The 24,410-nt window shown below is 74.3% G+C and carries 20 protein-coding genes; 8 read left to right on the top strand and 12 right to left on the bottom strand.

Features of this window, described 5'->3' with window-relative positions; translation table 11 throughout:
* Positions 1–23: 23 nt before the first annotated feature.
* Positions 24–1,214, top strand: coding sequence for an LCP family protein (locus FHN55_RS02695; RefSeq protein WP_139710517.1), 1,191 nt, complete (start codon positions 24–26; stop codon positions 1,212–1,214).
* Positions 1,215–1,223: 9 nt separating this feature from the next.
* On the opposite strand, the gene FHN55_RS02690 is transcribed toward FHN55_RS02695, so the two are convergent.
* Together FHN55_RS02690 and FHN55_RS02685 are read right to left on the bottom strand one after the other, a co-directional pair.
* On the bottom strand, positions 1,224–1,769 hold the full coding sequence (locus FHN55_RS02690) for an acetoacetate decarboxylase family protein (protein WP_139710515.1): 546 nt from the start codon (positions 1,767–1,769) through the stop codon (positions 1,224–1,226).
* A gap of 64 nt (positions 1,770–1,833) precedes the next feature.
* On the bottom strand, positions 1,834–2,541 hold the full coding sequence (locus FHN55_RS02685; RefSeq protein WP_139710513.1) for an NADPH-dependent F420 reductase: 708 nt from the start codon (positions 2,539–2,541) through the stop codon (positions 1,834–1,836).
* Between the two features lie 111 nt (positions 2,542–2,652).
* Between FHN55_RS02685 and FHN55_RS23525 the strand changes: the two genes are divergently transcribed.
* Entirely contained in the window at positions 2,653–3,525 is an 873-nt protein-coding gene (locus FHN55_RS23525) for an excalibur calcium-binding domain-containing protein (RefSeq protein ID WP_257570646.1), read from the top strand.
* Here the strand turns inward: FHN55_RS23525 and FHN55_RS02675 are convergent.
* The gene (locus tag FHN55_RS02675; protein WP_139710511.1) at positions 3,477–4,229 is read right to left on the bottom strand and encodes an NERD domain-containing protein; all 753 of its coding nucleotides are present in this window, start codon (positions 4,227–4,229) and stop codon (positions 3,477–3,479) included. The genes FHN55_RS23525 and FHN55_RS02675 overlap by 49 nt on opposite strands.
* A gap of 633 nt (positions 4,230–4,862) precedes the next feature.
* Here FHN55_RS02675 and FHN55_RS02670 point away from each other — a divergent pair.
* Positions 4,863–5,663 carry a matrixin family metalloprotease gene (locus FHN55_RS02670; protein ID WP_139710510.1) on the top strand — a complete coding sequence of 267 codons (801 nt, stop codon included), beginning with the start codon at positions 4,863–4,865 and terminating at the stop codon, positions 5,661–5,663.
* Between the two features lie 37 nt (positions 5,664–5,700).
* On the opposite strand, the gene FHN55_RS02665 is transcribed toward FHN55_RS02670, so the two are convergent.
* Positions 5,701–6,039, bottom strand: coding sequence for a hypothetical protein (locus tag FHN55_RS02665; RefSeq protein WP_139710508.1), 339 nt, complete (start codon positions 6,037–6,039; stop codon positions 5,701–5,703).
* A 4-nt stretch (positions 6,040–6,043) separates the two neighbouring features.
* Complete coding sequence (locus FHN55_RS24050; protein WP_306821781.1) at positions 6,044–7,333, bottom strand: CdaR family transcriptional regulator; 1,290 nt, start codon at positions 7,331–7,333, stop codon at positions 6,044–6,046.
* Positions 7,334–7,415: 82 nt separating this feature from the next.
* Between FHN55_RS24050 and FHN55_RS02655 the strand changes: the two genes are divergently transcribed.
* The gene (locus FHN55_RS02655; protein ID WP_139710504.1) at positions 7,416–9,902 is read left to right on the top strand and encodes an alpha/beta fold hydrolase; all 2,487 of its coding nucleotides are present in this window, start codon (positions 7,416–7,418) and stop codon (positions 9,900–9,902) included.
* Positions 9,899–10,753, top strand: coding sequence for an SDR family oxidoreductase (locus FHN55_RS02650; protein ID WP_139710502.1), 855 nt, complete (start codon positions 9,899–9,901; stop codon positions 10,751–10,753). Before FHN55_RS02655 ends, FHN55_RS02650 begins: the two co-directional genes overlap by 4 nt.
* A gap of 15 nt (positions 10,754–10,768) precedes the next feature.
* Here FHN55_RS02650 and FHN55_RS02645 read toward each other — a convergent pair whose 3' ends face one another.
* From FHN55_RS02645 to FHN55_RS02635, 3 genes are all read right to left on the bottom strand, one after another.
* On the bottom strand, positions 10,769–11,626 hold the full coding sequence (locus FHN55_RS02645; protein WP_139710500.1) for a hypothetical protein: 858 nt from the start codon (positions 11,624–11,626) through the stop codon (positions 10,769–10,771).
* 99 nt (positions 11,627–11,725) lie between these two features.
* Positions 11,726–13,513 (bottom strand): hypothetical protein, encoded by a 1,788-nt coding sequence (locus FHN55_RS02640; protein ID WP_139710497.1) that lies wholly within the window; start codon positions 13,511–13,513, stop codon positions 11,726–11,728.
* A gap of 129 nt (positions 13,514–13,642) precedes the next feature.
* The gene (locus FHN55_RS02635) at positions 13,643–14,209 is read right to left on the bottom strand and encodes a hypothetical protein (protein WP_139710495.1); all 567 of its coding nucleotides are present in this window, start codon (positions 14,207–14,209) and stop codon (positions 13,643–13,645) included.
* 83 nt (positions 14,210–14,292) lie between these two features.
* On the opposite strand from FHN55_RS02635, the gene gtfA reads away from it, so the two are divergent.
* Both gtfA and FHN55_RS02625 read left to right on the top strand, forming a co-directional pair.
* Positions 14,293–15,795 (top strand): sucrose phosphorylase, encoded by a 1,503-nt coding sequence (gene gtfA / locus FHN55_RS02630; protein ID WP_139710494.1) that lies wholly within the window; start codon positions 14,293–14,295, stop codon positions 15,793–15,795.
* A 101-nt stretch (positions 15,796–15,896) separates the two neighbouring features.
* Positions 15,897–16,574, top strand: a complete 678-nt coding sequence (locus FHN55_RS02625) for a DUF6518 family protein (protein ID WP_139710492.1) — start codon at positions 15,897–15,899, stop codon at positions 16,572–16,574.
* Positions 16,575–16,584: 10 nt separating this feature from the next.
* Here FHN55_RS02625 and FHN55_RS02620 read toward each other — a convergent pair whose 3' ends face one another.
* The 4 genes from FHN55_RS02620 to FHN55_RS02605 form a co-directional block, all read right to left on the bottom strand.
* A complete protein-coding gene (locus FHN55_RS02620) occupies positions 16,585–17,460 on the bottom strand; it encodes an NERD domain-containing protein (protein ID WP_180357593.1) in 876 nt (291 codons plus the stop codon).
* Positions 17,461–17,501: 41 nt separating this feature from the next.
* The gene (locus FHN55_RS02615) at positions 17,502–18,083 is read right to left on the bottom strand and encodes a hypothetical protein (protein ID WP_139710487.1); all 582 of its coding nucleotides are present in this window, start codon (positions 18,081–18,083) and stop codon (positions 17,502–17,504) included.
* Positions 18,084–18,096: 13 nt separating this feature from the next.
* Entirely contained in the window at positions 18,097–18,687 is a 591-nt protein-coding gene (locus FHN55_RS02610; RefSeq protein ID WP_139710485.1) for a hypothetical protein, read from the bottom strand.
* A 534-nt stretch (positions 18,688–19,221) separates the two neighbouring features.
* Positions 19,222–22,341 carry a DUF3427 domain-containing protein gene (locus FHN55_RS02605; protein WP_139710483.1) on the bottom strand — a complete coding sequence of 1,040 codons (3,120 nt, stop codon included), beginning with the start codon at positions 22,339–22,341 and terminating at the stop codon, positions 19,222–19,224.
* A 179-nt stretch (positions 22,342–22,520) separates the two neighbouring features.
* Between FHN55_RS02605 and FHN55_RS02600 the strand changes: the two genes are divergently transcribed.
* Positions 22,521–24,410 (top strand): DUF2075 domain-containing protein, encoded by a 1,890-nt coding sequence (locus tag FHN55_RS02600; protein ID WP_306821780.1) that lies wholly within the window; start codon positions 22,521–22,523, stop codon positions 24,408–24,410.

The following is a 24,410-nucleotide window of genomic DNA, read 5'->3' as shown; positions in this document are numbered from 1 at the left end:
GCACGGCGCCCTAGCGTCGAGGCGTGCCGTCCACCGCCCACCCCCGGGACGCCTCGCCGCGCGCCCGCACGCTGCGGCGGCGTCGCCGCACGCTCCGCACCGTCGCGGCGGTCGGCGCGGTGGTGCTCGTGGGCGGCGCGGCCACGGCGTACGGCGTGTACCGGCACCTCGACGGCAACATCACCAGCGCCGACATCAGCTCCCAGCTGGGCGGGGACCGGCCGGCGGTGCTGGCCCAGGGGGCCGAGAACATCCTCGTGCTGGGGTCCGACAGCCGCGCCGGCACCGGCACGGAGTACGGCGCGGGCCTGACCACCGCGCAGTCCGACACGATGCTGCTGGTGCACCTGTCCGCGGACCGGAGGTGGGCGGCGGCGGTGAGCATCCCGCGCGACTCGTGGGTGTCGATCCCCAGCTGCACCGGCTCCGACGGCACCACCACGCCCCGTCAGGCCAAGATCAACGAGGCGTTCACGCTGGGGTCGGAGCACGGCGGCACCGCCAGCGGCGCGGCGTGCTCGATCAAGACCGTCGAGGCCGCCACGGGGGTCCACGTCGACCACTTCGTGGTGGTCGACTTCGAGGGCTTCAAGGACATGACCACCGCCCTGGGCGGGGTGCCGGTGTGCACCACCGCGCCCGTGGTCGACCCGAAGGCGGACCTCGACCTGCCCGCCGGCGAGCACAGGCTCGAGGGCGAGCAGGCGCTGGCGTTCGTCCGCGAGCGCCACGCCGTCGGCGACGGCTCAGACCTCGGCCGCATCGAGCGCCAGCAGCAGTTCCTCGCGTCGATGGCGCGCACGGCGGAGGGCGAGCTGACCGACCCCACCGCGATGTACGGCTTCCTCGACGCCGCCACCAGGTCGGTCACCACCGACTCCGGCCTCGGCAGCCTGGGCGCCCTCGCCTCGCTGGCGGAGTCGGTGAGGTCGCTGCCCCCCAGCCAGCTGCAGTTCTTCACGGTGCCCAACCACCCGCGCAGCGACGTGGTGAGGTCCGACACGGCCAACGTCCTGTGGAGCCAGCCCGCGGCGGGCACCCTCTTCGGCGACCTCGAGCACGACGTCGACCCGACCGCCGCCGCGCCCACCCCTGCGCCTTCGGCATCGCCGTCGACATCGCCGTCGACATCGCCATCGCCGTCGTCCAGCACGCCGTCGGCTCCGCTGACGCCGTCGGTGACCGGCTCGGACGAGGCCTGCACGGTCACCTGACCCGCGCCGTCAGCCCTGCGGCGCCCCGATCCACAGCTCCCCCGCCAGAGCGAGCCCGGGCCGCCGCCCCGGGCGCACGCCCCGCGGCGCGGTGCCCTCGAGGACGACGACGGCGGGACGCACCCGTCCGGTGAAGCGCACGGCGGCCGGCTCGCGCCGCGGCTGGCGCAGCTGGGCGGCGAGCCCGACCGGCACCCCGCGCCCCGCGGCGACGCGTGCGGTGACGGTGAGGTCGACGCCCTCGGCGAGCACCCTCGCCGTCGTCGGGCGGCTGCTCAGCCCCGCCTCGGTGTCGATCACGGCGAGCTCCTTGGGCAGCCCCCACCCCTGGCGCCCTCCGGCGCGCGAGGCCTCGGAGTCGACCACCATCCACGGCACCCAGCCGCTGCGGGCTGACAGCGCGACCGCGGTGAGCGCCTCGCGGTAGGGACCGACCGGCGTGTGCTCGTAGTCGACGACGGCGAAGGCCCCGGCGCGCAGCGACGGCGCCCGCAGCAGCGACGGGACCACCACCGCCTGCAGCTGGCACGTCCACGGCGGTGGCGGCGGGCTCACGCCCCGACAGTAGGCGGAGCCCCCGACCGACGCCGCTCAGCGACCGTGCGCGAGCGCTGCGTGATCAGCGCTCCGCGCGGGCCAGCGCCTCGCGGACCGCGTCCGCACCGGCCGGCTTCGCAGCGGTGAAGTCCTCGCCCGCGGCGTAGGGCAGCCCGTAGGCGGGACGCCCCGGCTCCGCGCGCCAGCTCTCGGCGAGGTCGCCGCCGTCCACGGCGTCGTAGCCGATCACGTCGAGGAAGGCGGTGGCGACGGCCTTCGCCTCCTCGTCGTCGGCGAAGACGGGCAGGGCGGTGCGCTCGGCGTCGCCGGACGGCCGGGCCAACGACCTCAGCGACTCGGAGTAGATGTTGTTGAACACCTTCACCACCGAGCTGTCCGCCAGGTGCTGCTGGGTCAGGGCGCTGGACGTGGTCGAGCCGTCGTCGAGGGCGGCCACCTGCCCGTCGCGCTGCGGGTAGTAGTTGCCGGTGTCCAGGACCACCGTGCCGGCCAGCGGCTCGGGGTCGATGTCGGTGGTGCTCTTCAGCGGGACGGTCAGGACGACGACGTCCCCGGCACGGGCCGCCTCGTCCGCTGTCGCGGCGCGGGCGTGCGGGCCCAGCGCGGAGACGAGGTCGGTGAGCGTCTCGGGCCCGCGGGAGTTGGCGATGACGACGTCGAGGCCGGCGTCCACCGCGAGCTGCGCGACGGCCGAGCCGATGTGCCCGGCACCGATGATCCCGATGGTGCTGCTGGAGCTGGACGTGCCGGTGTTGCTCGTGCTGCTCATGGTGGTGCCAACACCGCGGCGGCCTGCGCACTTCCGCTGCTGGGCGACCAGCCCGCGGCGTGTGCTGCGCGACCGGGTGCTCGACTCGCCCTAGCGTCGTGAGGGACGGCGGTGACGCCGACGACGGGCCAGCCGGGGGCGGACGTGGACGAGCGCACCATCGACCTGAGGACGGCGCCGCGCGCCCCGCAGCCGCACGCGACGCTGGTGCAGCGTCCGGGGCAGGGCGACCACGCGACGGCGAGCGCTGCGCTCGTGGGCGGCCAGACCGCCCGGGCGGCGGTGCCGCGCCCTCGTCGTGCCGCGCGGGGGTCGGCTGCACCTGCCGTCACCGCCGTCACCGCCGGCGCCGCCGGCACGGCGGAGGTGCGCGAGGGACCGGCCACCGGACCGGGTCCCCTGCCCTCGCCGGCGCAGCCCCGGCGCTGGCGCCGGCGCAAGTACCTCGCGGTGGCCGCGGCCTCCGGGATGGTCTCGCTGCTCGTGGGCATGGGCATCGGCGGTGCGGGCAGCTCCTCGCGGATCGCCGCGGCGGACCAGCGAGCAGACTCCGCGCTCCAGCAGGCCTCCGAGGCCGAAGCGGCCATCGCCGGTGCCCACCAGCAGATGGCCGAGGCGCAGGACAGCGCCGCCGACGCGGCCGCCGCCCAGGCGGAGGCCGAGCAGGGACGGGCTGCGGCGCAGTCCGCCGCGGACGCCGCGTCCGCCCGCGCCGCCGACCTGCAGGCGCAGCTCACGGCCGCCCAGACCGCCGCGGCGAAGGCGTCCTCACCCACCTCCTCGAAGGCCTCCTCCAAGGCCTCCCCGGCCGAGTCGGCCGCCCCGGCGCAGGGGCAGGACGAGGCGGACGACGCCCAGAGTTCGTCGGTCACCTACGCCAACTGCTCGGCGGCGCGGGCGGCCGGTGCTGCGCCGGTGCGCGTCGGCGACCCCGGCTACAGCCGCAAGCTCGACCGCGACGGTGACGGCGTCGGCTGCGAGTGATCCGCGGGTGACCGGTCGCGGCTCGCCCACGGACGGCTGAGCACGCCGCGGCGTCGCTGACGGGCCGCCAGCCGCTCCGCGTCGCGCAGCGCGCGGCGGGTGAGCGGGACGACGACGGCGCGGGCCCCGTCCGCTGCCTCGTCAGCCGTGCCGTCCCCGGGGTCGGTGCCAGGCGCCTGGGCGTGAGACGTGGGGGCCGCCTCGCCGAGCTGCCAGCGCAGGTGCGCGGCGATCCGGTGCGCCTCGTCGTCGTCGAGCCGGACGGGCAGCTCCAGCGCCCAGCGGTGCAGGTCGCACGCCGCCACCACCATCACCCCGGCCGCCAGCGGAACGGGGACCGGAGCCGTCTCCGGAGCCGGCGGCGTGGCCGATCCGGTCAGGCAGAGCACCGCGCGCACGGCGTCGTGGTGCTCGGCGTGCAGCAGCGACGCGACGGCGGCAGCCGCCCGGACCGCGGCCGTGCACTCCCTGGCCCTGGTCCTGCGGCCGACGCGCAGCACGCCCTCGTCGACCACCACCCCGGCCCAGGGCTGGACGTCCACCACCAGCACGCCGCCGGGGCCGACCACCACGTGGGCCAGCGGCTTGCGGAGGCGACCGGGCCAGCGCAGCTGGTGCAGCACCGTCCAGCCGGCAGCCGCGAGCGACACCAGCGCCCGCGCCAGTGCGTCGGGCGCCGGGCCCTGCGCAGGCACGACGCTCATGCAGCGGGCATCGGCAGCTGACGATCTTTCCCTCAGCGCTCTCGACGGCCCGGTCGTGGTGAACCGCTCACGACCACCCGATCGGCTGGCCCCTCAGGCAGCGTCAGACAGGCGCATGACCTGGAGATGGGCCCGGGGATGGGCCGGGGGATGGACCGGGAACGGCCGGCCTGGGCTGCCGCGCGCCACCCCGGATCGGTCCCGACGAGGGGTCGTCGCCCGTCGGCGCGCCGAAGGCCGTCAGCCAGGTCGCGTCGGCGACTGCGGTGTCCTGCGACGTCGTGCGGTGCGGCCGCGGCGGGTGCGAGCGAGCGGACGCGCCCGGAAGGCCCCCCGCGGTCGCCGTCACCGCGCTGGCCACCACGGCGGCGGTCACGACCACCGCCAGCACCACCAGCGAGGCGACCGCGGGAGCCCCGACGGCGAGGCCGACCACGAGGAGGACCGTCCGGAGGGATCGCCGGCCGCGGCGGTCCGCCGCCGGCGGAGGCTGAGGGAGAGGAGCGGGCGGGCACTGGTGGTCGATCATGGTCGGCAGGCTAGGAAGGCCGCGCCCACCCGCGCTGATCATGGTCGCCGGCCTGTGGACGGCCTCTGCCGAGCACCCCCGCGGGCCCGTGGGAGGCTCCGCCCGTGAGCACCCGCGCTCGCGGCGCCGCGGCCGCAGCCCTCGTCCTGTCAGCCGCCGTCGGGCTGGGCGGTTGCGTCACCGCCTCCGCCCCCGACGCCCCCACCGGCAGCCCCGCCGGCAGTCCCGCAGACGCTGCCACCGCCACGGCGACCGGCCCCTCGAGCGAGGGCGCTGCGCCGGAGCCGGCGGGCGACGGCTACGCCGTCCTGGAGACGGACGAGAGCACGGGCGAGCCGATCCGCTACAGCTCCTGCCAGCCCATCCGCTACGTCACCCACCTCGACGGCGCACCCGCCGAGGTGGGGCCGCTGGTCACGGAGGCGGTGGCGATGATCTCCTCGGCGACGGGGCTGACCTTCGTCGACGAGGGCGCCACCGACGAGGAGCCCGGTCCTGAGCGCGAGGCGCAGCTGGCCGAGTACGGCGAGGACCGGTGGGCGCCCGTGCTCATCGCCTGGACGGACGAGGAGACCATCCCCGACCTGGAGGGCGACACCGTCGGCCTCGCCGGCAGCCAGGCGTACACCGACGCCGAGGGCCGCAGCGCGTACGTCAGCGGTGACGTGATGCTCGACGCCCCCGACCTCTCGGAGATCCTCACCGAGCGGTCGGGGGAGGCCCAGGTGCGAGCGGTGATCGCACACGAGCTGGGCCACCTGGTGGGCCTCGACCACGTCGAGGACCCGACGCAGCTCATGTACGCCGAGGACAACCCCGACGTGGTCGAGCCGGCCGCCGGCGACCTCGCGGGCCTGGAGCTCATGGGGGCCGGTCCGTGCGTGGAGGACCTCGCCACCCCCTGAGGCCGGCCAGTGCCCGTCGGCCCCAGCGCCGGTCGGCTCAGGAGCCGGTCACCCGGACCAGTGCCGTCAGCGCTGCCACCACGGCCAGCACGAGCGCCACGAGCAGCGCGGCCGCGCTGAGGAGCGCGCCGGTCCTCGCGGCCCGCCGCCCCGGGGTGCCCCGCCGCAGCGACAGCCCGGACACCGCGAGCCCGGTGACGGCGACGAGCCACCCGACCAGCCCGAGCGCCGGGAGCAGCGCAGCGAGCAGCACGAGGACCAGGGCCGCGACGCCGAGCGCCGCGCCGAGGAGCGCGACGTCGTCGACGGGTGCCTCCAGCTCGTACGGCGCGGGCAGCTCCCAGGGCTGCTCCTCCGGCGCACGGTCGTCGGGCACGCGCTCACGGTAGCGAGCGGTCCTCCTGCCACCGCAGCACCTCGAGGGCCGCGGCGACGGCGAGCGCGTCCTGGGCGAGGGGTCGCGGCAGCAGCTCGTCGGCGCGCGCGAGCCGGCGCAGCACGGTGTTGCGGTGGGTGAAGAGCCGCTGCGCGGTGCGCGTGACGCTGCCCAGCTCGCGGACGTGGGTGAGCACGGTGTCCCGCAGCTCCGGCGGCGCGTCGGCGAGGGGGCCCAGGACGTCGGCCACCAGCTCCTCGACCCGCGCCGGGTCGCGGGTGAGGAGGTCCACCAGCTGGACGTCCTGGTAGCGCGCCACCTGCTGCGGGGACGTGAGCCGGGCCAGCAGCCGCTGGGTGGTCAGCGCGTCGAGGTGGCTGCGGCGGAACCCCTCGACGTCGTGCCCCGCCCGCCCGAGCGCCACCCGGACCGACGGCGCGGGGCCTGCGGCCAGGTGCGCTGCGACCTCCGCCACGGCCACCTCGCCGGCCACGGGCAACCACAGCCACAGCGCGGTGGCTCCCGCCACCACGGTGAGCCGGCGGCCGGCGCCGGCGGCGCGGGCGACGGCGTCGGCCGCGGCCTCCAGCTGGTCCGAGCCGGTGTCGGTGGTCCAGACGACGGCGGCGGTGTGCGGGCCGGTGAGGCCGTACCCGAGCTGCGCCTCAGCGCGGGCGCGGCTGAGGGGTGCGCCTTCCAGCAGCAGCGTCACCGCGGCGCGGCGCTCGGCGTGGGCGCCGCGGGTGAGCTCGGCGCGCTCGGCGCCGACGAGCTCCACCACGGCGGCGACGGTGTCGTCGAGGAAGGTGGAGATGGACAGCGCCGACACGTCCAGCAGCTCGCGCAGCAGCGCCGGGTCGGTGGTCAGCTCGAAGCAGGTGGCCGTCCACTGCCGCCACACCACGCCCTGCACCGCGCGGTAGGCCTCCAGGGCGCGCTGGTCGAGGCCGCGGCGGACGAGGTCGCGGGCCGTGGCCAGCGCCTCCGGTCCGGTGCCGGCGGGCACCCGCGCGCCCGGGTGGCGGACGTTGGCGGTGGCCCACTGCAGCAGGTTCGCCTCGTTGGTGCGGCGGACCGCGGCCGCCAGCACGGGGTCGGCGGCCACGGCGCGCATCGCCCCCGACCCCAGCGAGGCCTCGTGCAGCCGCTCCACCCACCGGGCGCGCAGGTCGAGCGCGGTCTGCGCGCCGCGGCGGAAGAGCTCCCTGGCGGCGTCGGACAGCTCCGGCCACGCACCGCCGGTGGTGGCGGGGACGACGCCGGGGGGCTCGTCGTCGAACGCATCCCCGGTCACCGCAGCATCGTGCACCACCAGAAGCGCTGCACGGTGCACGGTGCTGCAGCGGTGGCGGCGCGGCGGCGCGCAGGATGGTGTGGTGAGCGTGACCCCAGACGCCCCTGTCGGGCTCGAGCACCTCGACGTCGTCGTGATCGGCGCCGGCATCTCGGGCATCGGGGCCGGGCGCTACCTGACCGCCGAGCTGCCCGGCACCTCCTTCGCCGTCCTCGAGGCGCGCGGCGCCTCGGGCGGCACGTGGGACCTGTTCCGCTACCCCGGCGTGCGCTCGGACTCCGACCTGTCGACCTTCGGCTACGAGTTCAAGCCCTGGCTGGACGAGCAGGCCATCGCCGACGCGCCGCGCATCCTGCGCTACCTGCGCGAGGCGGCCAGCGAAGCCGGGCTCGACGAGAAGATCCGCTACCACCAGCGCGTGGTCGAGCTCGCGTGGAGCAGCGAGACGGCCCGCTGGACCGTCACGGTGGAGCGCACCGACGAGGAGCGGTCCGGGGAGCGGTTCCAGCTCACCGCCGGCTGGGTCTTCGCCGGCACCGGCTACTACCGCTACGAGGCCGGGTACACCCCGGAGCTGCCCGGCCTCGACAGGTTCGCCGCCACGCCCGGCAACACCGTCGTCCACCCGCAGCACTGGCCGCAGGACCTGGACCTGACCGGCAGGCGCGTCGTCGTCGTCGGCAGCGGGGCGACGGCCGTGACGGTGGTGCCGGCGATCGCCGAGCAGGTCGCCCACGTGACGATGCTCCAGCGCACCCCCACCTACGTCATGCCCGTCTCCCGCGGCGACGCGCTCGGCGCGCGGCTGCGGCGCTGGTTCGGCGACGAGCGTGGAGCGGCGCTGACGCGGCGCAAGAACATCGCCAAGCAGCGGGCGGTGTGGCGCTTCAGCCAGGAGCACCCGCGCGCGGCCCGCGCCGTCTACCGGCGCGTGGTGACGAAGGCGCTGCCCGAGGGCTACGACATCGGCACGCACTTCGACCCGCCGTACGACCCGTGGGACCAGCGCGTGTGCGCCTCCCCCAGCGGTGACCTGTTCGCCGCGATCCGCTCCGGCAGGGCTTCCGTGGTCACCGACCGCATCGCCACCTTCGACGCCACGGGTGTGCGCCTGGTCAGCGGTGAGCGCCTTGAGGCCGACGTCATCGTCACCGCCACCGGGCTCGCGGTGCAGATCTTCGGCGGGACGCGGATCACCGTGGACGGCGAGGTGGTCGTGCTGCCGGAGCGGCTCGCCTACAAGGGAATGATGCTGTCCGGCGTCCCCAACCTGGCGTTCGCCATCGGGTACACCAACTCTTCCTGGACCCTCAAGGTCGGGCTGCTGTGCGAGCACTTCGTCCGGCTGCTGCGGCACATGCGCGAGCACGGGTACGACACCGCGCGGCCCGTCCCGTCCGACCCGGACATGCCCACCCGGCCCTACCTCGACTTCGCCGCCGGGTACATCCAGCGTGCGGTCGGGGAGCTGCCGCGGCAGGGCAGCCGGCCTCCGTGGACCACGTCGATGGACTTCCACTCCGACGTCGCCCTGCTGCGCGAGGGCAGCGTGGTGGACCCCGAGCTGGAGCTCACGGCGGTCGGGCGGCCCTCGCAGGACCGGTTCGTGCAGCTGCCGGCCGGGCCCCGGATCTGCTTCCGGGACACCGGAGGCCCGGGCGAGGTGGTGCTGCTCGTCGCCGGGCTGGGACAGGACCTGACCGCGTGGCCCGCCGCCCTCGTCGACGGGCTCGTGGCGCGAGGGCTGCGCGTGGTGAGGTTCGACAACCGCGACATCGGGCGCTCCAGCCGCATCGACGCCCCCTCGCCCGGACCGGTGCGGCAGCTGCTGCGGCGCCCGCGACCCGACGCGTACGACCTCGCGGACATGGCGGCGGACGCCGTCGGTCTGCTCGACCACCTCGGGGTGCAGCGCGCCCACGTGGTGGGCCAGTCGCTGGGCGGGATGGTCGCGCAGGTGCTGGCGTCACGCCGGCCGGACCGGGTGGCGTCGCTGACGTCCATCTACTCGACCACCGGTGCCGCCGACGTCGGTGGCCCCGCCCGCTCGACGCTGTGGCGGCTGCGCCACGCCCCGGCGACCACGGTGGAGGTGGCCGTGCAGCGGCACGTGGCGATGATGCGCCACCTCGCCGGCCCGGGGTTCCCGTTCGACGACGACGACGCGGCCGCCGAGGAGGCCCGCGCCCGCGGGGCGTGGGAGCGCGGCGGTGGGCCGGCATCGCGGATCGGGCCGGCGCGGCAGATCCAGGCGATCGCCGCCAGCGGTGACCGGACGGCGGAGCTGGCGCGGGTGAGCGCGCCGACGCTCGTCATCAACGGTGACCGGGACGTCATGGTCGACCCGAGCGGTGGTGCCGCGACCGCGGCGGCGATCGCCGGGGCGCGGCACGTGGTGGTCCCGGGGATGGGGCACCTGCTGTCGCCCGGGCTGCTCGACCGGCTGGTGGGCCTCATCGGCGACCACGTCGCGGCCGCAGCAGCCACGCCGACCCCGCCGGCACCGACCCCGCCGGCACCGACCCGGCCGGCACCGACCCAGGACCAGTTCGAGGGAGCGCAGCAGTGAGCAAGACCGTCAACAGCGTCGCCGGCAAGGTGTGCGTGGTGACCGGGGCGGGGTCGGGCATCGGCCGCGCACTGGCGCTGGAGCTGGCCAAGCGCGGAGCGCGCCTGGCGCTGTCCGACGTGGGTGAGGCGGGGCTCGCCGAGACCGTGCAGCGCGCGCGGGCGCTCGGGGCGCAGGTCCACACCGCGCGGCTCGACATCAGCGACCGGGAGGCGTTCTTCGCGTACGCCCGCGTCGTCGTCGACGAGCTCGGGGTGGTCCACCAGGTCTACAACAACGCGGGCGTGGCCAGCAGCGGCACTGTGCTCACGAGCGACTGGTCGGAGTACCAGCGGGTGCTGGGCATCAACCTGTTCGGGGTCATCCACGGGACGCAGGCGTTCCTGCCGCACCTCATCGCCTCCGGCGACGGGCACGTGGTCAACATCTCCAGCCTCAACGGGTTCATGGCGCAGAGCGGGCTGTCGGCGTACAGCGCGAGCAAGTTCGGGGTGCGCGGCTTCACCGAGGCGCTGCGCGCGGAGGTGCTCGCCGCTGGGCAGCCGGTGGGCGTGACCGTGGTGCACCCCGGTGGGGTGCGGACGAGCATCGCGACGTCCGCGCTGGAGCACGCCAAGGCGTCCGGCCACCGCGTGAGCGCGGCAGAGGAGGCCCAGCAGAGGCGGTACAACGAGAAGCTGCTGCGGATGCCGCCGGAGCAGGCGGCGCGGATCGTCGTCGACGGGGTCGAGGCGGGTCGACCGCGGGTGCTGGTCGGGCGTGACGCGAAGCTCGTCGACGCCGTCGTGCGCCTCGTGCCGGCGCACTACCCGGCGCTCGTGGCGCGGCTGGCTCGCCGCACCTCCCGCTGAGACGACGGGAACGGTTCACGAGGCCGGCACGAGCACCGGGTCCGCGCGGAGGTTGACCGAGACGGACCGCAGCAGGGGCTCGGCGCCGGGAGCGACGCGGAGCTCGTCGCCCTCGGCGAGGAGGCCCCACGCGCGCAGCTCGGTGACGTGCTCCAGGACGACCCGGTCCACGTGCTCGGAGACGAGGTCGTCAGGTCGCAGCGCGCTCAGGAGGCCGAGCGGCCAGGGGTTCTCCTCGACGGAGGTCGCGAGCATCGTCGCGAGGGCGTGCCGGACGTGGTCTCCCAGCACGTGCTGGGCGGACACGTAGCGGGCGGTGCACTCGACGGCCGCGGCGACGACGAGGGCGCGGGCCCAGGCGCGTTCCTCCGGGTCGACGGCGGTCCAGCCGAGGACGTCCGGGCCGCGCTCCAGCCCCTCCTCGGTCAGCGAGACCAAGCCCCACCGCGTGCAGGCCATGGACAGCACGCGAGCACGCCAGCGCTCGACGGCGGTGCACCCGATGGGTGCGACGCCGAGGCGCGCGGAGAGCGCGGCCTCCGACGGGAGGGGGGCGTCCTCGGTGGGGTCGGTGTGCGGGTCGAGCTCACCGTCGAGGTCGTCAGGGTCGTCGCACTCCCCGACCCACTCCAGGAAGCGGCTCACGAGGTCGACCAGCGGGAGCTGGTCGAGGAACTGCTGGAAGGCCGGGTCCTCGGCGGCGCGGTGCAGCACGAGGAGGGCGTCGTCGTTGGAGACGAAGGGCTCAGCCCGTTGCGGGTGGCCGTCCTCAGGAGCCTGACGCTGCCGCGGGATGCTCGGGCGCGGGCGCCGCCGAGCGGCGGTGCGGCGAGCGGCGGACTTCGTGTGGCGGCGGCGTGATCGCGGGCTCATGTCCGCACTGTGCCGGGCGGTGAGACCGCGGTGAGCGGCACGAGGACCCCCTGTGGACAACCTCGGTCCTCGTCCCGGTGGGACCTGCGTGTGGGCGCATCAGGCAGCCGGGAGGTCGTCGAACAGGCACGGCTCCTCACCGTCGTCCGGCGCCGGATCGGGTGGCACGTCGCTGAAGGCGACCTGGGTCCAGTCAGGCGACCACGGCACCGCTGCGTGCGGCCCGCTGGGAGCGGGTCGTCCATCCGGTGGCCAACCCACCCATGCGGGCAGCACGTCGGCCAGCAGCCGGTGCACCCACGCCGGCAACCCACCCTCACCGGGCCCGCCGGAAGCGCCGGTGCTGCCACAGGTGCCGGAGCCGTCAGGGGTGCCGGGGTCATCGTCGGGGTCCAGCAGCGCCTGGGGGCTGACGCGGTAGGTGTGCCCGGTCGGTGAGGTCCACACCACCCCGTCCCCCGGCGCCGGGCCGGGCACTGTCCCGCCAGGTCCGGGTGGTCCGGTCCGCTGCACCGCCACGCTCCACCCGTGCCCGGGCCGGGCGTGCTCGCCGGTCTGCTTGAGCAGGTGTTCCACCTGGGCCAGCAGCTGCAGATTCGTCGCCTCCGTCGACCCACCAGCGCGGTCATCGGTGTGGCTGCCGGGGTGGTTGCCGGGGTGGTTGCCGGGGTGGTTGCCGTGGTCGTAGGGCTGGACGTGGTCCAGCTGGCCGCCCCCGGCGCTGCCCCCACCACCACCCCCACCGGCTGGGCCGTGATCCAACCCGACAGGACGGGTCGAGGACGGCATCGTCGAGGACCACCACCGCAACCCCACCAACCGCGCCAACGCCGTCGAGGACCGCCACGCGCCCTCCTCCACCGCGACCGCCGCACCACACACCGGGTCTGCCAGCACCCGGCGCCACAACCCGTCCGCCGCGATCCGCAGCGCCGCGACCGCACCGACCGGGCCGTACCCGGCCAGCTGCGCCCCTATCGTGGAGACACCGGCCAACACCGTCCACGGCAGCACCAGGTGCACCACCGGCTTGGACGCCGCCGTGCGCGCCACCGGGTACCACGTACCCGCCACCCCGGAGGTTCCGGAGATCTCCAACGCCGCGGTCGCCCACTCGCGCAGCGCCGCGATGCGGTGCTGGTCCAAGCTGCCCACCGCCGCCCGCTCGAAGGGGCGTCCCTGCTCCTTCGCCGCGGCGCGCTCGGCGGCGCGGGCCTGCTCCTGACGGCGACGGGCACGCGCGTCCATCGCCGCAGTGATCACCGCGATGTCCTCCGCAGGTCCGCGCAGCTGCAACGCCGCTTGCCCGTCGGGCTCGCTCCAGCGCGCGGTCGAGCACGCCGCACGGGCCTTCAGTGCGCGGCGTTGAGCAGCGTCAGCGTCAGCGCGGTGCACCGCGGTGTTCAGCCGCTTGGTCCACGCCCGCCGGTTCGGCCCCAACCCCGCACCCGCCGTCGGACGCGACGCCGCGGGCTGCTCCTGGCGGCCGCTGCCCTCTTCCTCGCTCTCCCCGGTCTGGGCCAGGTCCTGCCCGGCACCTGCGGCCGACCAGGCCGAGGTGCCAGTGGCCTTGCCCAGCAGCTCCCGGCGCACCGCCGCCGCGACCTGCTCGGCGTGCGCCGCAGCCGCTGCCTCAGCCTCGGCGTCGACCTGGGCCTGGTCAGCCGCCGCCCGCGCGCGGACCTCCTCACCGGTCAGCGGGGCCTGCCCGGCCTGCGCGCGGGCAGCGTCCTGCGCAGCCCGGGCGTCCTTGACCGTCTGCTCTCGGGCGGCCGCCTCCCGTTCCAGGGCGGACAGGTAGGAGGTGGTGCGCACCGCGGACAGCTGCTCCAGCAGCCACGAGCCCGCCCCCGCGCCCAGCGCCCCAGCGGCCATCGCTGCGGCCACGTCCCGGTGAGCACCGACCGCTGCCAGGCCCCGCTCGACGAGGGCCTCCGCCGCGAGCGAGCCGATGCCGAGCCGGGCACACAGCTCCGAGGGGGCGGTGGAGCGGATCCGGGTGGCCCACGGGCGGCCCTAGCCGTCACGGGCGCTCGCCGCGCGGGCCTCGGCGACGTCAGCCTCGGCCTCAGCCTGGCGGCGGGAGGCGAAGACCCCCGCGAGCTGGTCACGCCGCGCGGCCAGCGCCGCGATCTGGCGCTCGCACGCCGCGACCGCCTCCACCAGCTCAGCGTCCGAGACCCCGGTGCAGGTGCTGTCTGCGGCTGCGGTGTCGGTGGGGCAGCAGGCGGACTCGAGGTCGGTCGCCAGGTCCGCCCACAGCTCCTCGACCGCTGTCACCAGACCGACCCCGGGGGTCCGCGCCGCCCACTCCAGCGCCACCTGGTCACGCACCCCGACCAGGCACGCCTCCGGCAGCAGCACCGGCCCAGCCGGTCCCTCCTCCTGCACGTCGGCCAGCGCGGTCACGGGCTCAGCGGCGTCCGCCGGGGAGGCTCCCTCGTCGTCGTCCTCGTCCTGCTGCTCGAGGCCCAGCACGTGGAGCTGGGGGTCGAGCTCGTACCCGTCAGGGTGCGCCGCGACACGCCACCACAGGGACGCGGCGACGCGCGCCTCCAGCAGCGAGACCGACGTCGAAGCCATGCCCACATGTGATCACCCACCACCGACACCCCGTCCCGACCTGCGCGTTCGCGCCACGACCCCACCTCACCGAGGCTGGAGCGGTGAAGCCGGTCACCAACGAGGCGATGCTCATCACCTACGCCGACAGCCTCGGCGGAGACCTGCGCCAGCTGCACGAGCTGCTCGACGGCGAGCTGGTCGGTGCCTTCGGCGGGGTGCACGTGCTCCCGTTCTACCCGTCCTCGGGAGACCGCGGCTTCGCCGTCGTCCACTACGACACCGTCGACCCCCGCTTCGGCACCTGGGACGACGTCGAGCGCCTCGCCGACGAGTACACCGTCATGGCCGACTTCATGATCAACCACGTGAGCATCCGGTCGGCCGAGTTCCAGGACTACCTCGCCCACGGCGACGACTCCCCCTACCGCGAGATGTTCATCCGCTGGGACGAGTTCTGGCCCGGCGGCTCCCCCACCGCCGACGACCTGGACGCCCTCTACAGCCGCCGCGAGGGCGGCCCGGTCCGCACCTTCACCCGCGCCGACGGCACGGACGTGCAGCTGTGGAGCACGTTCTTCGCCGAGCAGGTCGACGTCGACCCCTTCGCCGAGGCCACCCAGGCCTACTACCGCCGCACCCTCGGCCGCCTCGCGCAGCTGGTCCCCATCGTCAGGTTCGACGCCGTCGCCTACGCCTCCAAGCGCCCCGGCACCAGCTGCTTCTTCGTGGAGCCGGAGATCTGGCGGGTTTTCGACATCGGCACCGAGCCGCTGCGGGAGGCCGGTACGCAGGTGCTCCCTGAGGTCCACGAGCGCTACGAGCTGCAGCTGGCCATGGCCGAGCGCGGCCTGTGGGTCTACGACTTCGCCCTGCCGATGCTCACCCTCCACGCCCTCATGACCGGGCGCACCGACCGCCTCGCGCACTGGCTCCGCATCTGCCCCCGCCGGCAGTACACGACCCTCGACACGCACGACGGCATCGGCGTGGTCGACGTCGCCGGGCTCCTCAGCGAGGACGAGGTCGACCTCGTCAGCGAGCGCGTCAGCGCGGTCATCGCCGACAGCCGCCACCTCGTCCGCGGCCGCGAGCCGGTCATCCGCCGCAGCGGTCAGCAGGCACGCCGCTACCAGCTCATGTGCACCTTCCACGACGCACTGGGCGACGACGACGCCCACCTGCTCGCCCGCGTGCTCCAGCTCTTCGTGCCGGGGATCCCGCAGGTCTACTACGTGGGCGCGCTCTTCGGCGGCAACGACCTGGAGGCCCTGGCAGCGGTCGGTGACCCCCGCGCCATCAACCGCCACGACTACACGGTCGAGGAGGTCCGCGAGCGCGTCGCGCTGCCGCACGTGGCGCTCTTCCTCGACGTCCTGAGGTGGCGCAACCGGTGCGCCGCCTTCGACGGGGAGCTCACCGTCACCGAGACCGGCGAGCCCGGTGGCCTGCTGCTTCGCTGGACCCGTGGCGGCGACGTCGCCGAGCTGCGCGCCGACCTGCTCGCGCGGACCTGGGAGATCACCGCGACGACAGCGGACCAGGACGACGACGCCGGCGCCCCGGTCACCCTCTTCCGAAGCCTGCGCTCCGGCGACCAGGGATGAGCCGGGGCGGCCGATCTTCACCCCCGGGCATGACGACCATCCGCCGGGGTCCGGCCACGCGCTGACGCCCGCCGAGCGGTCGACCCGGCAGCGTTCGCACCGTGAACGGCACCGCCACGACGAGCCCTCCCCGCGCCACGACGAGCACGGCTGACCGCCCAGGCCTGCGCGCAGCACCGCTGCTCGCCGTGGCGGTCGGCGTCGGGCTGGCGTGGGGTGCGGCGACGTCCGGTCTCCAGACCGTGCTGCCGTGGCCGTTCGCGGGGCTGGCCAACGCGGTCGGCCCGTGGGTCGCGCCCGCGTTCGTGGTGGGCGCGCTCGGACGCCGCCCGTGGGCCGCGGCGCTGGCGGGCGTGCTCGTGTGCTTCGGGGAGGTCGCCGGCTACTACGTCACCTCCGACCTCAGGGGTTTCGGCGTGAACCCCTTCTGGGTGGTGCTGTGGGCCGGGACCGGCGTGCTGGGTGGACCGGTGCTGGGGCTCGCCGGGTGGGCGTGGCGGCGCGCGGCGTCCCTGCGCCTGGCGGCGCTGGGAGCGGCGCTGCTCGGCGGGGTCTTCCTGGCGGAGGGCGCAGTCACCTACGCCTACTACCTCGGCTACGTCGGTGACGCCGTCGTGTTCTGCACGCTCGGGGCGCTCCTGGTGGCGGTGCTCGGCGCCACCGCGGGGGCTGCGCGGAGCGCCCGCGCCCGAGGTGTCGGCGCAGCGGCGGCGTGGCTGCTGCTGGTGCTGCCGCTGGGTGTCGCCGGCGAGCTGGTGCTGCACAGCGTCCTCAGCTGAACCGGCCGTCTCAGGCGAGGGCGTGCACCCACGCGACGAAGCCACCGACGACCACGGCGAGGAACCCCAGGCGGGTGACCACGTACTCGGTCTTCGACGGAGCAGGACGACGACGAACGCGCCGCTCCTGAGACGCCCGTCCTGTCGCCACCTCGCGCCTCGGCTGCGAGAAGGCCGGGGCAGCTGCGGCCGTCGGAGCGGACGAGGTCGACCCGAGCGACGCCACCGACACCGGCGCCGTGCGCTGCTCCCACGCGGAGGCTGTCAGCACCGAGGGTGACGTCGCACCGGCGAGCAGCTTGCGGAGCTGGGCGGCGACCGCGCGGACGTCGTCGTCGTCGAGGCGGCGGGGCAGGGAGCGCAGGTGGTCCGCCAGGTGCGCGTCACCGACCGCCACCACCCCTGCCTCCACGGGGGTGGGCGCGAGCGCGTGGTCGACGAGGCAGAGCACGGAGCTCACCGCCGTGCGGTGCTCCGGGCGCAGCAGCGAGGCGACGTCGGACGCTGCCCGCGCGGCAGCCTCGCACTCCCGCGTCTTGCGCCAGGTGCTCGCGCGCAGCACGTGACCGGTGACGCGGACGGGTCCGGCCCACTTCTTGGCGTCGACCACCACCACCCCGCCCGGCCCGACGGCGACGTGGTCGAGGTTGGCCTGCGGACGGCCGGGCCAGTGGACGTCGTGCAGGAGCACCCAGCCGTCGGCGCCCAGCACCTCGAGCTGCGCCGCCGTCCGCTGCTCCCCCTCGGCACCGGCGGCCCACTGGTGCAGCTGCGTCTCGAGGTTGGCGATCTCCACCTGGGTGCGCGCGAGCAGCTCGCGCTTGTCCGCCAGCCGCTGCTCGATCGCCTCGACGCGCTGCGCGGCACGGCCCCCCGGAGTCACCACCTCTGCACTCTCGACAGACGGGCGCGTGATCGGCAACAAGGTCACCCGGACGCCAGCCGCCGGGCCGTCGCGGCGTCGAAGGACCAGTCGGCGGGCAGGTCCCACTCGCCGTCCCACTCCTCCCACTCCTCGTCGGTGAGGTCGAGCTCCAGCTCCCGCTCGTCGAGTGCCTCACCGCGCACGTACCAGGCGACGGCGGCGTACTCGCTCTCGCAGGTCGTCACCGCGTGCACCACCACCGACGGATGTGCAGCGCTGAGCGCGCGGAACACCTCGGCGGGGTGGGAGTAGGCGGTGGCGAGCTCGTAGACGAGGCGGTCGTCGGACTCGTGCTCCAGGGACGAGTGCTCTTCCGGCCGACTGGTGCCCCACAGCTCGAGGGCGCGGTCCCCGTCCCAGGCGTCGAGCGACATGCCGGTGGGGACGACGGCCTCCAGGGAGAACGCCCGGGCGGTGGTCCTCACCCGCGGACGCCCGCGCTGCTCCCCCACCGCGTGGAGCCACGCCCGCAGCCCGTGGCCGGTGCTCTGCGCCGCCGGCGCCGCGACGTGTGCCTTGACGGCCGCGAGGGCCGCCGGGTCCGCAGACCACACCGTGACCGTCGAGCCGGCGAGGTTCGGCATGCCGCGGAGTGTGTCAGCGACCTCCGACAGTGCCCGCGCTCCTGGCGTCGAGCACTGCGGCCGCCGCCTCCACCCCACCGTCGGCGAGGGCGACGACGACGGCGTCGACCAGCGCCCTTGACTCGCGCTCCTGCTGCTCCGACACCTCTGGGACCCGGCCCCTCCACAGCAGTCCCCGGCGCCGGCGCGGGGGGCGGCGGGCGAGCTCCGCGCGCTCCAGCAGGCCGAGCAGCTCGTCGACGGCGTAGACGACCCCGTCGAGGGCTTCGTCGTCGTCGGTGGTGTCCTCGCGGTAGGGCCACAGCTCGCGCTGCAGCCACGGGAGGTCACGCCGTCCCTCCAGCACCTGCCGCGCCATCCACGGCGCGGCGGTCCGGCGGGCACCGACCACAGGGGTGGCGACGCCGAGCTCGGCCAGGGCGAGAGGCCACAGATCGCTGACCTCGCGCTCGACTCCGCCCAGCCCGGCCAGCTCGGCGAGGCGCTCACCGCCGAGCCCGGCCGCCACCCAGTGCGCTGCCCACCACGGGCGGAGTCGGAGGTCGGCCAGTTCGAGCGAGACCAGTGCCGCGCCCAGCTCGGGGTCAGGCACGGGCTCGGACACCACGCCACGGTAGCCGCGTGATCAGCGGGAGGGCTTCGCCTCGCTCGACCACTGCGCGCCGCACGCGCGGCAGGCCGTGTCGACCCACGGCCTCGGTGGAGGCTGCAGAGGGCGGCTGCTCCCGACGGCGTCGTCGCAGTCGGTCGGCGTCCGCGCCGTGGGGCTCGGACTGCCCAGCACCATCCGGACGCCCTCACGCTCCCCGCAGCCGGGGCAGAGGAGCAGCACGGCCATCACGTCATGGTGCCCCGCAGGGGCAGCCGCTGCCAGGCTGGTCCGGTGACCGCCGACGACGGCCCACCCACGGGCTGGGTGCTCGAACGCGAGGTCGGCAGCGCGAGCGGGCGGTGGCACGTGGTGGCCGAGTGGCCGGTGCTGCAGTTCGACGAGGACGAGCACGGGACCTTGGTGGGCGCTCACCGCGCTGCTCCGGTGACGAAGCCCGGCGGCACGACCACGTCAGGCTCGAGCCACCCGGTGCCCCGTGGGTCGTCTGCGTCCGGGGCCGCAGTCAGGCGATGCTGATACTCAGCGTCAGACGCTCGCTGCCGAGGCCGCCTGCACCACGTCGGCCGGTAGTGGCCGATGCAGCTTCCACGTGATCGCCATCGGCCGCTCCCCGCGGTGATCCACGTACGCCGCAGTCCCGAGGCACAGGAACGGCGGCGTCCCCATCTCCCCCTTCGGCGCCTCACGCGTGAACAGCACGACGTGCGATCCAGCCACCTGGTGCTCGGTGTACCGCCGCCCCGTCGGCGACTGCGGCGACGTCGCGTTCTGGCTCTCCCAGTGGAAGAGCTTCGGCGAGAGCGCGTAGTCGCGGTACATGGTGGTCGGGGTGAAGGCGCGCTCGTCCTTGCGCAGGTTGATCAGCAGCGCGTCCACCGCCGTCCGCTCGCACCACGCCACCCCGCTGACGTGGCCGGCGGTCGAGCGCTTCTGGTCGGCGTAGTCGAATCCCGCGAGCAGCTCGTCGCGCCGGTACGTCGCGTGGCTCAGCACCGGCAGGTGCGCCAGCGCCGGTCCCAGCGGCCTCGGCACGTGCCGCGCCCGCTCCACCGCCCCTGCCATCAGCTGCTGCACCTCCGCCACCACCGCGGGGTGCAGCCGCAGGTAGGCGAAGCCCTCCTCGTAGCTGCCGAACCCGCCGCGGTTCGGCCACAGCGTGAAGAAGAGCATCCGCGCGAGCCGCTGGTCGCGATCACCCAGCTCTTCGTAGGGCACCGCGCCTGGAGCCACGAAGCGCGCGTAGGCACGGGCGCGCTCGTCGTCGTCGACGTGGACCAGGGCCGCCACCCGCTTGAGCAGCGCAGCCTCCCCCGGACCGCCCTGCGGCGTCGACAGGCCAGCCGCACGGAGCAGACCGGTCCAGCTGCCGTAGGTGCCGCGGTCGCGGTAGACGTCGGCGGCCTCCCGGCCACTGTCGTCGAGGTACTCCTGCAGCGTCGGCACCCGACCGGCGGAGGCGTAGCTGCGGACGTCGGCCAGCAGCTCCTCCTTCGCCATCCGCAGGGACGAGCGCACGTTGGACAGCACGATCTGCTGGCTCACCGCATCGAGCACCAGCTGCGATCCAGGCGGCAGGTACGGGAAGCCCTGCTCGAGCTGCGCCTCCAGCTGCGAGCGGGTCGCACCGGTCAGCGCGCGGTAGCGCACGTCGAAGCGGTACTCGGCGCGGTGCTGCCCGATGAAGTCGAGCACCGTCAGCACCGCCTTCTTCGGCGCCCGCCGCAGACCACGTCCGAGCTGCTGCAGGAAGACGGTCGCCGACTGCGTGGGGCGCAGCAGCAGGAGCGTGTCGACGTCGGGCACGTCGAGGCCCTCGTTGAAGAGGTCGACGGCGAACAGGCACCGCACGTCGCCGTCCTTGAGCGCCCGGAACGCCTGCTCGCGCTCGTGGGCCGGAGTCGCTCCGTGGACGGCGAGCGCCGGGATGCCGTCCTCGCTGAAGCGCCGCGCCATGTACTGCGCATGCGCCACAGAAACGCAGAAGCCGAGCGCTCGCATGCTCATCACGTCAGTGACGCGGTCTCGCAGGGTCTTCAGGACGATGCGGGTGCGGGCGTCGTTGCCCGTGTAGACGTCGGACAGGCCGTTGAGGTCGTATCCCGCCCGCCGCGCGTAGTCGACGCGGGTGAGGTCCGTGCCGTCATGCACACCGAAGTAGTGGAACGGGCACAGCAGGTCAGCCTCGAGCGCCGTCCAGAGCCGCAGCTCGAAGGCCGTCCGCCCCTCGAAGTAGCTGCGGACGTCGATGCCGTCACCACGCTCCGGCGTCGCCGTGAGCCCGAGCAGCTCGGCCGGACGCAGGTGGTCGAGCAACCGCCGGTAGCTGGAGGCGTCAGCGTGGTGGAACTCGTCGACGACCACGACGTCGAAGCGGTCAGGGTCGAGCAGCGCGAGGCGCTGCGGGGTGAGCGACTGGATGCTGGCGAACACGTGCCGCCACTGCTCGGCCGTGTACTCGCCGACGTGCAGCTCGCCGAAGGATCCGTCCTTGAGCACCTCGCGGTAGGTGCGCAGCGACTGCTCGAGGATCTCCTTGCGGTGGGCGACGAAGAGCAGCTTCGGCTCACCGCGCCGCTCGGCGAGCCACTGCTCGCGGATCCGGCGGAAGTCGAGCGCGGCGACCACGGTCTTACCCGTGCCGGTAGCCGCGACGACGAGGTTGCGGTGCCGGTCGTGGACGGTCCGCTCGACGTCGAGCGCTTCCAGGATCTCCACCTGGTGCGGACGCGCCTGCACGTCGAGCCCAGAGACGGGGACGACGAGCGTGGTCCTAGGCCCTCCGCCCTGCTCGACGAGGGCGCGGTCGAGCAGCTCGGCGTCGCGGTCGGGGTCGTAGTCGCGGAAGCCGGCGTCGTTCCAGTAGGTGTCGAAGGTCGCCTCGAACTTGCGGACCAACGTGGGCGTGGCGACCGAGGAGATGCGGACGTTCCACTCCAGGCCGTCGACCAGGGCCGACTTCGACAGGTTCGAGCTGCCGACGTACCCGGTGTCGAAGCCTGACCCGCGGCGGAACAGCCAGGCCTTGGCGTGCAGCTTGGTGCTCTGCGTCTCGTAGCGGACCTTGACCTGCGCGCCGTACCGGCGGACCAGTGCGTCGAGGGCCTTGCGCTCGGTGGCGCCGCAGTAGGTGGTGGTGATGACGCGCAGCGGACGACCGCGCTCGGCGAGCTCCGTGAGGGAGTCTTCGAGCACACGGATGCCGTGCCAGCGGACGAAGGCGCACAGCAGGTCGACGTGGTCAGCGCTGGCCATCTCAGCGCGCAGCTCGGCACCCAAGTTGGGCTCGCCGTGGCTGTTGGTGAGCAGGGCGACGTCGGAGAGCGGCGTCACCGGGCGGTGGCGTGGCCAGCCCTCCCCCAGCCCGACGAGGCGCAGGGCGAGGAGCTGCTCGATCTGGCTGACGTGGTCGTCCTCAGGCGCGCCGACGAGGTCGAGGACGCGGTTGACCAGGCTGGCGCGCTTCTCGGGCTTGGCACTGGCGAGGGCTCGCTGGACGGCGACGGCCACGTGGCGAGCGAGGACCTCTGGAGCTGCCGCGTCAGGGACTGCACCGTGCTCCGCGACGAGGTCCGAGGCCTCGAGCGCCCGGTGGAGCCGCTGCGTGAGCAGGGCCTCGTAGGCACCAGGCGGCGTCGCGGCGGTCACGCCCAGCAGCTTCACACGCCAATGGGGGACGTGAACGCCTCTTCGATCCGTTCACGGTGATCACCCGGTCGAGCTACCGTGCGTGACGCGGCCCGACAAGCTTCCTCACCGGCTGTGCCGATGCCTGGACACGCTTCCACCCGCACGACTCGCTTCGTGCTGCCCTGGGGGAAGTCCACGTGCCGTTGGTCCGGACATCGGCGTCGTCATTGCTGCTCGACGCTGGTACAGACTCGTTCATCGAGCAGATGATCCGAGCAGGCCTCCACGCGCGCCTCGGCCGGGCTTCCACGGCAGAGCAGACGTCGTGGCGCTCGAGCTTGCCGGTACTAGCCCGCGACCTCGCCGATGCTGGGCTCGGTCAGGTCGAGGTGCTCGTGGAGCACACGCTGCCGCTGACCAGCAAGCGAGCCGACGTGATCCTCGCCGGGGTCCACCCGAAGACGCGGGAGCCTTCGTACGTCGTCGTCGAGCTGAAGCAGTGGTCGCGGGCGACCACCTTCGAGGGAGATCCGCACCTGGTCGACGTGGCGGGCATGCCCGGCGGTCCGAAGCTGCACCCTGTGGCACAAGTGCGCGGCTACTGGGAGTACCTCACCGACTTCCTCGTGGCGCTCGCCGATCAGCGAGACGCCCTGGTCGGCGCCGCCTACCTCCACAACGCCCACGACCCGTCCGCAGTCAGCGATCTCAACTCATACCCCATGGACGCTCGTGGACGGCTCTTCACCGGGGCCGAGCGAGGTTCATGGCTGGACTTCCTGCGGTCCCGGCTCGACGGGAGCGTGAGCGGTGTCGCCAGCGCCGACCACCTGGTGAGGTCGCGGGTGGCGCCGAGCAAGCAGCTGCTCGCCGTCGCCGCCGCCGAGGTGCGAGAGCGCGAGCAGTTCCGGCTGCTGGACGAGCAGGAGCTGGCCGCGCGGCTCGTCCACCATGAGGTGCGCCGCGCGCGTGAGTCCGACCACAAGCGAGTGGTCGTGGTCAGCGGAGGGCCCGGTAGCGGCAAGAGCGTCATCGCGCTGTCGCTGCTCGGGGAGCTGGCCCGTGAGCAGCGCACCGTTCTCCACGCCACGGGCTCGCAGTCCTTCACGCAGACCATGCGACGTGTGGTCGGCCGGGGCTCGACGCGGACCCAGAAGCTCTTCAAGTACTTCAACGACTTCATGACCGCCGAGAAGAACGGCTTGGACGTCCTGATCCTTGACGAGGCGCACCGCATCCGGCAGACCTCGGCGAACCGGTGGACCCGTGCACAAGATCGGACAGGAAAGGCGCAGGTCGACGAGTTGTTGGCTGCCGCGCGCGTGCCGGTCTTCCTCCTCGACGAGCACCAGGTGGTTCGCCCCGGCGAGATGGGTTCGTTGCACGAGATCACGTCGCACGCCGAGGCGGCCAACTTCGAGGTGGTGCACGTCAACCTCGATGGCCAGTTCCGGTGCGGCGGATCACAGGTCTACCTCGACTGGGTCCTGCGTGTGCTCGGTCTCCGCGAAGGCGGACCGGTGCCGTGGACCGGGGATGACCTCTCACCGTTCGAGGTCAGAGTGGCCGACTCACCCGAGGAGATGGAGGCGTTCCTCGCCGAGAAGCGGCGAGAGCGGGACGGCAAGCCCGGCTACAGCGCCCGGATGGCGGCCGGCTACTGCTGGCCGTGGTCCGATCCGGTCGACGGGCAGCTGGTACCCGACGTGCGGATCGGATCGTGGGCTCGACCGTGGAACGCCAAGGGCGAGCGCCGCGTCGGCGAAGCGCCTCCGTCTCCCCTCTGGGCGACGGAGGACGGCGGATTCAGCCAGGTCGGCTGCGTCTACACGGCTCAGGGCTTCGAGTACGACTGGTCCGGCGTCATCCTTGGGCCAGATCTGGTGTGGCGCGACGGGCGGTTCACCACGGTGCGGTCGGCGAACAAGGACCCGATGTACCGGAGCGCCAAGTCCGTCGACGACACCGCCTTTGATCGCCTCGTCCGGAACACCTACAAGGTGCTCCTCACTCGCGGCATGGTCGGGACGGTCCTCTACTCGGTGGATCAAGAGACCCGCGAGGCGTTCAGGCAACTGATCCGCTGA

Origin of the sequence: Streptomyces sp. NP160, from assembly GCF_006335115.1 — a bacterium.
In the GTDB taxonomy this organism is placed as follows: domain Bacteria; phylum Actinomycetota; class Actinomycetes; order Actinomycetales; family Quadrisphaeraceae; genus Quadrisphaera.
Note: the sequence above shows the minus strand (reverse complement) of the source record. Positions and strands in the feature narration are given on the sequence as shown.

Bases quoted from the DNA above. Each gene is read 5' to 3' on its own strand.
- FHN55_RS02635 (WP_139710495.1), bottom strand. From the start codon at position 14,209: ATGGCTTCGACGTCGGTCTCGCTGCTGGAGGCGCGCGTCGCCGCGTCC.
- FHN55_RS02645 (WP_139710500.1), bottom strand. From the start codon at position 11,626: ATGAGCCCGCGATCACGCCGCCGCCACACGAAGTCCGCCGCTCGCCGC.
- FHN55_RS02675 (WP_139710511.1), bottom strand. From the start codon at position 4,229: ATGAGCGTCGTGCCTGCGCAGGGCCCGGCGCCCGACGCACTGGCGCGG.
- FHN55_RS02685 (WP_139710513.1), bottom strand. From the start codon at position 2,541: ATGAGCAGCACGAGCAACACCGGCACGTCCAGCTCCAGCAGCACCATC.
- FHN55_RS02615 (WP_139710487.1), bottom strand. From the start codon at position 18,083: ATGCCGAACCTCGCCGGCTCGACGGTCACGGTGTGGTCTGCGGACCCG.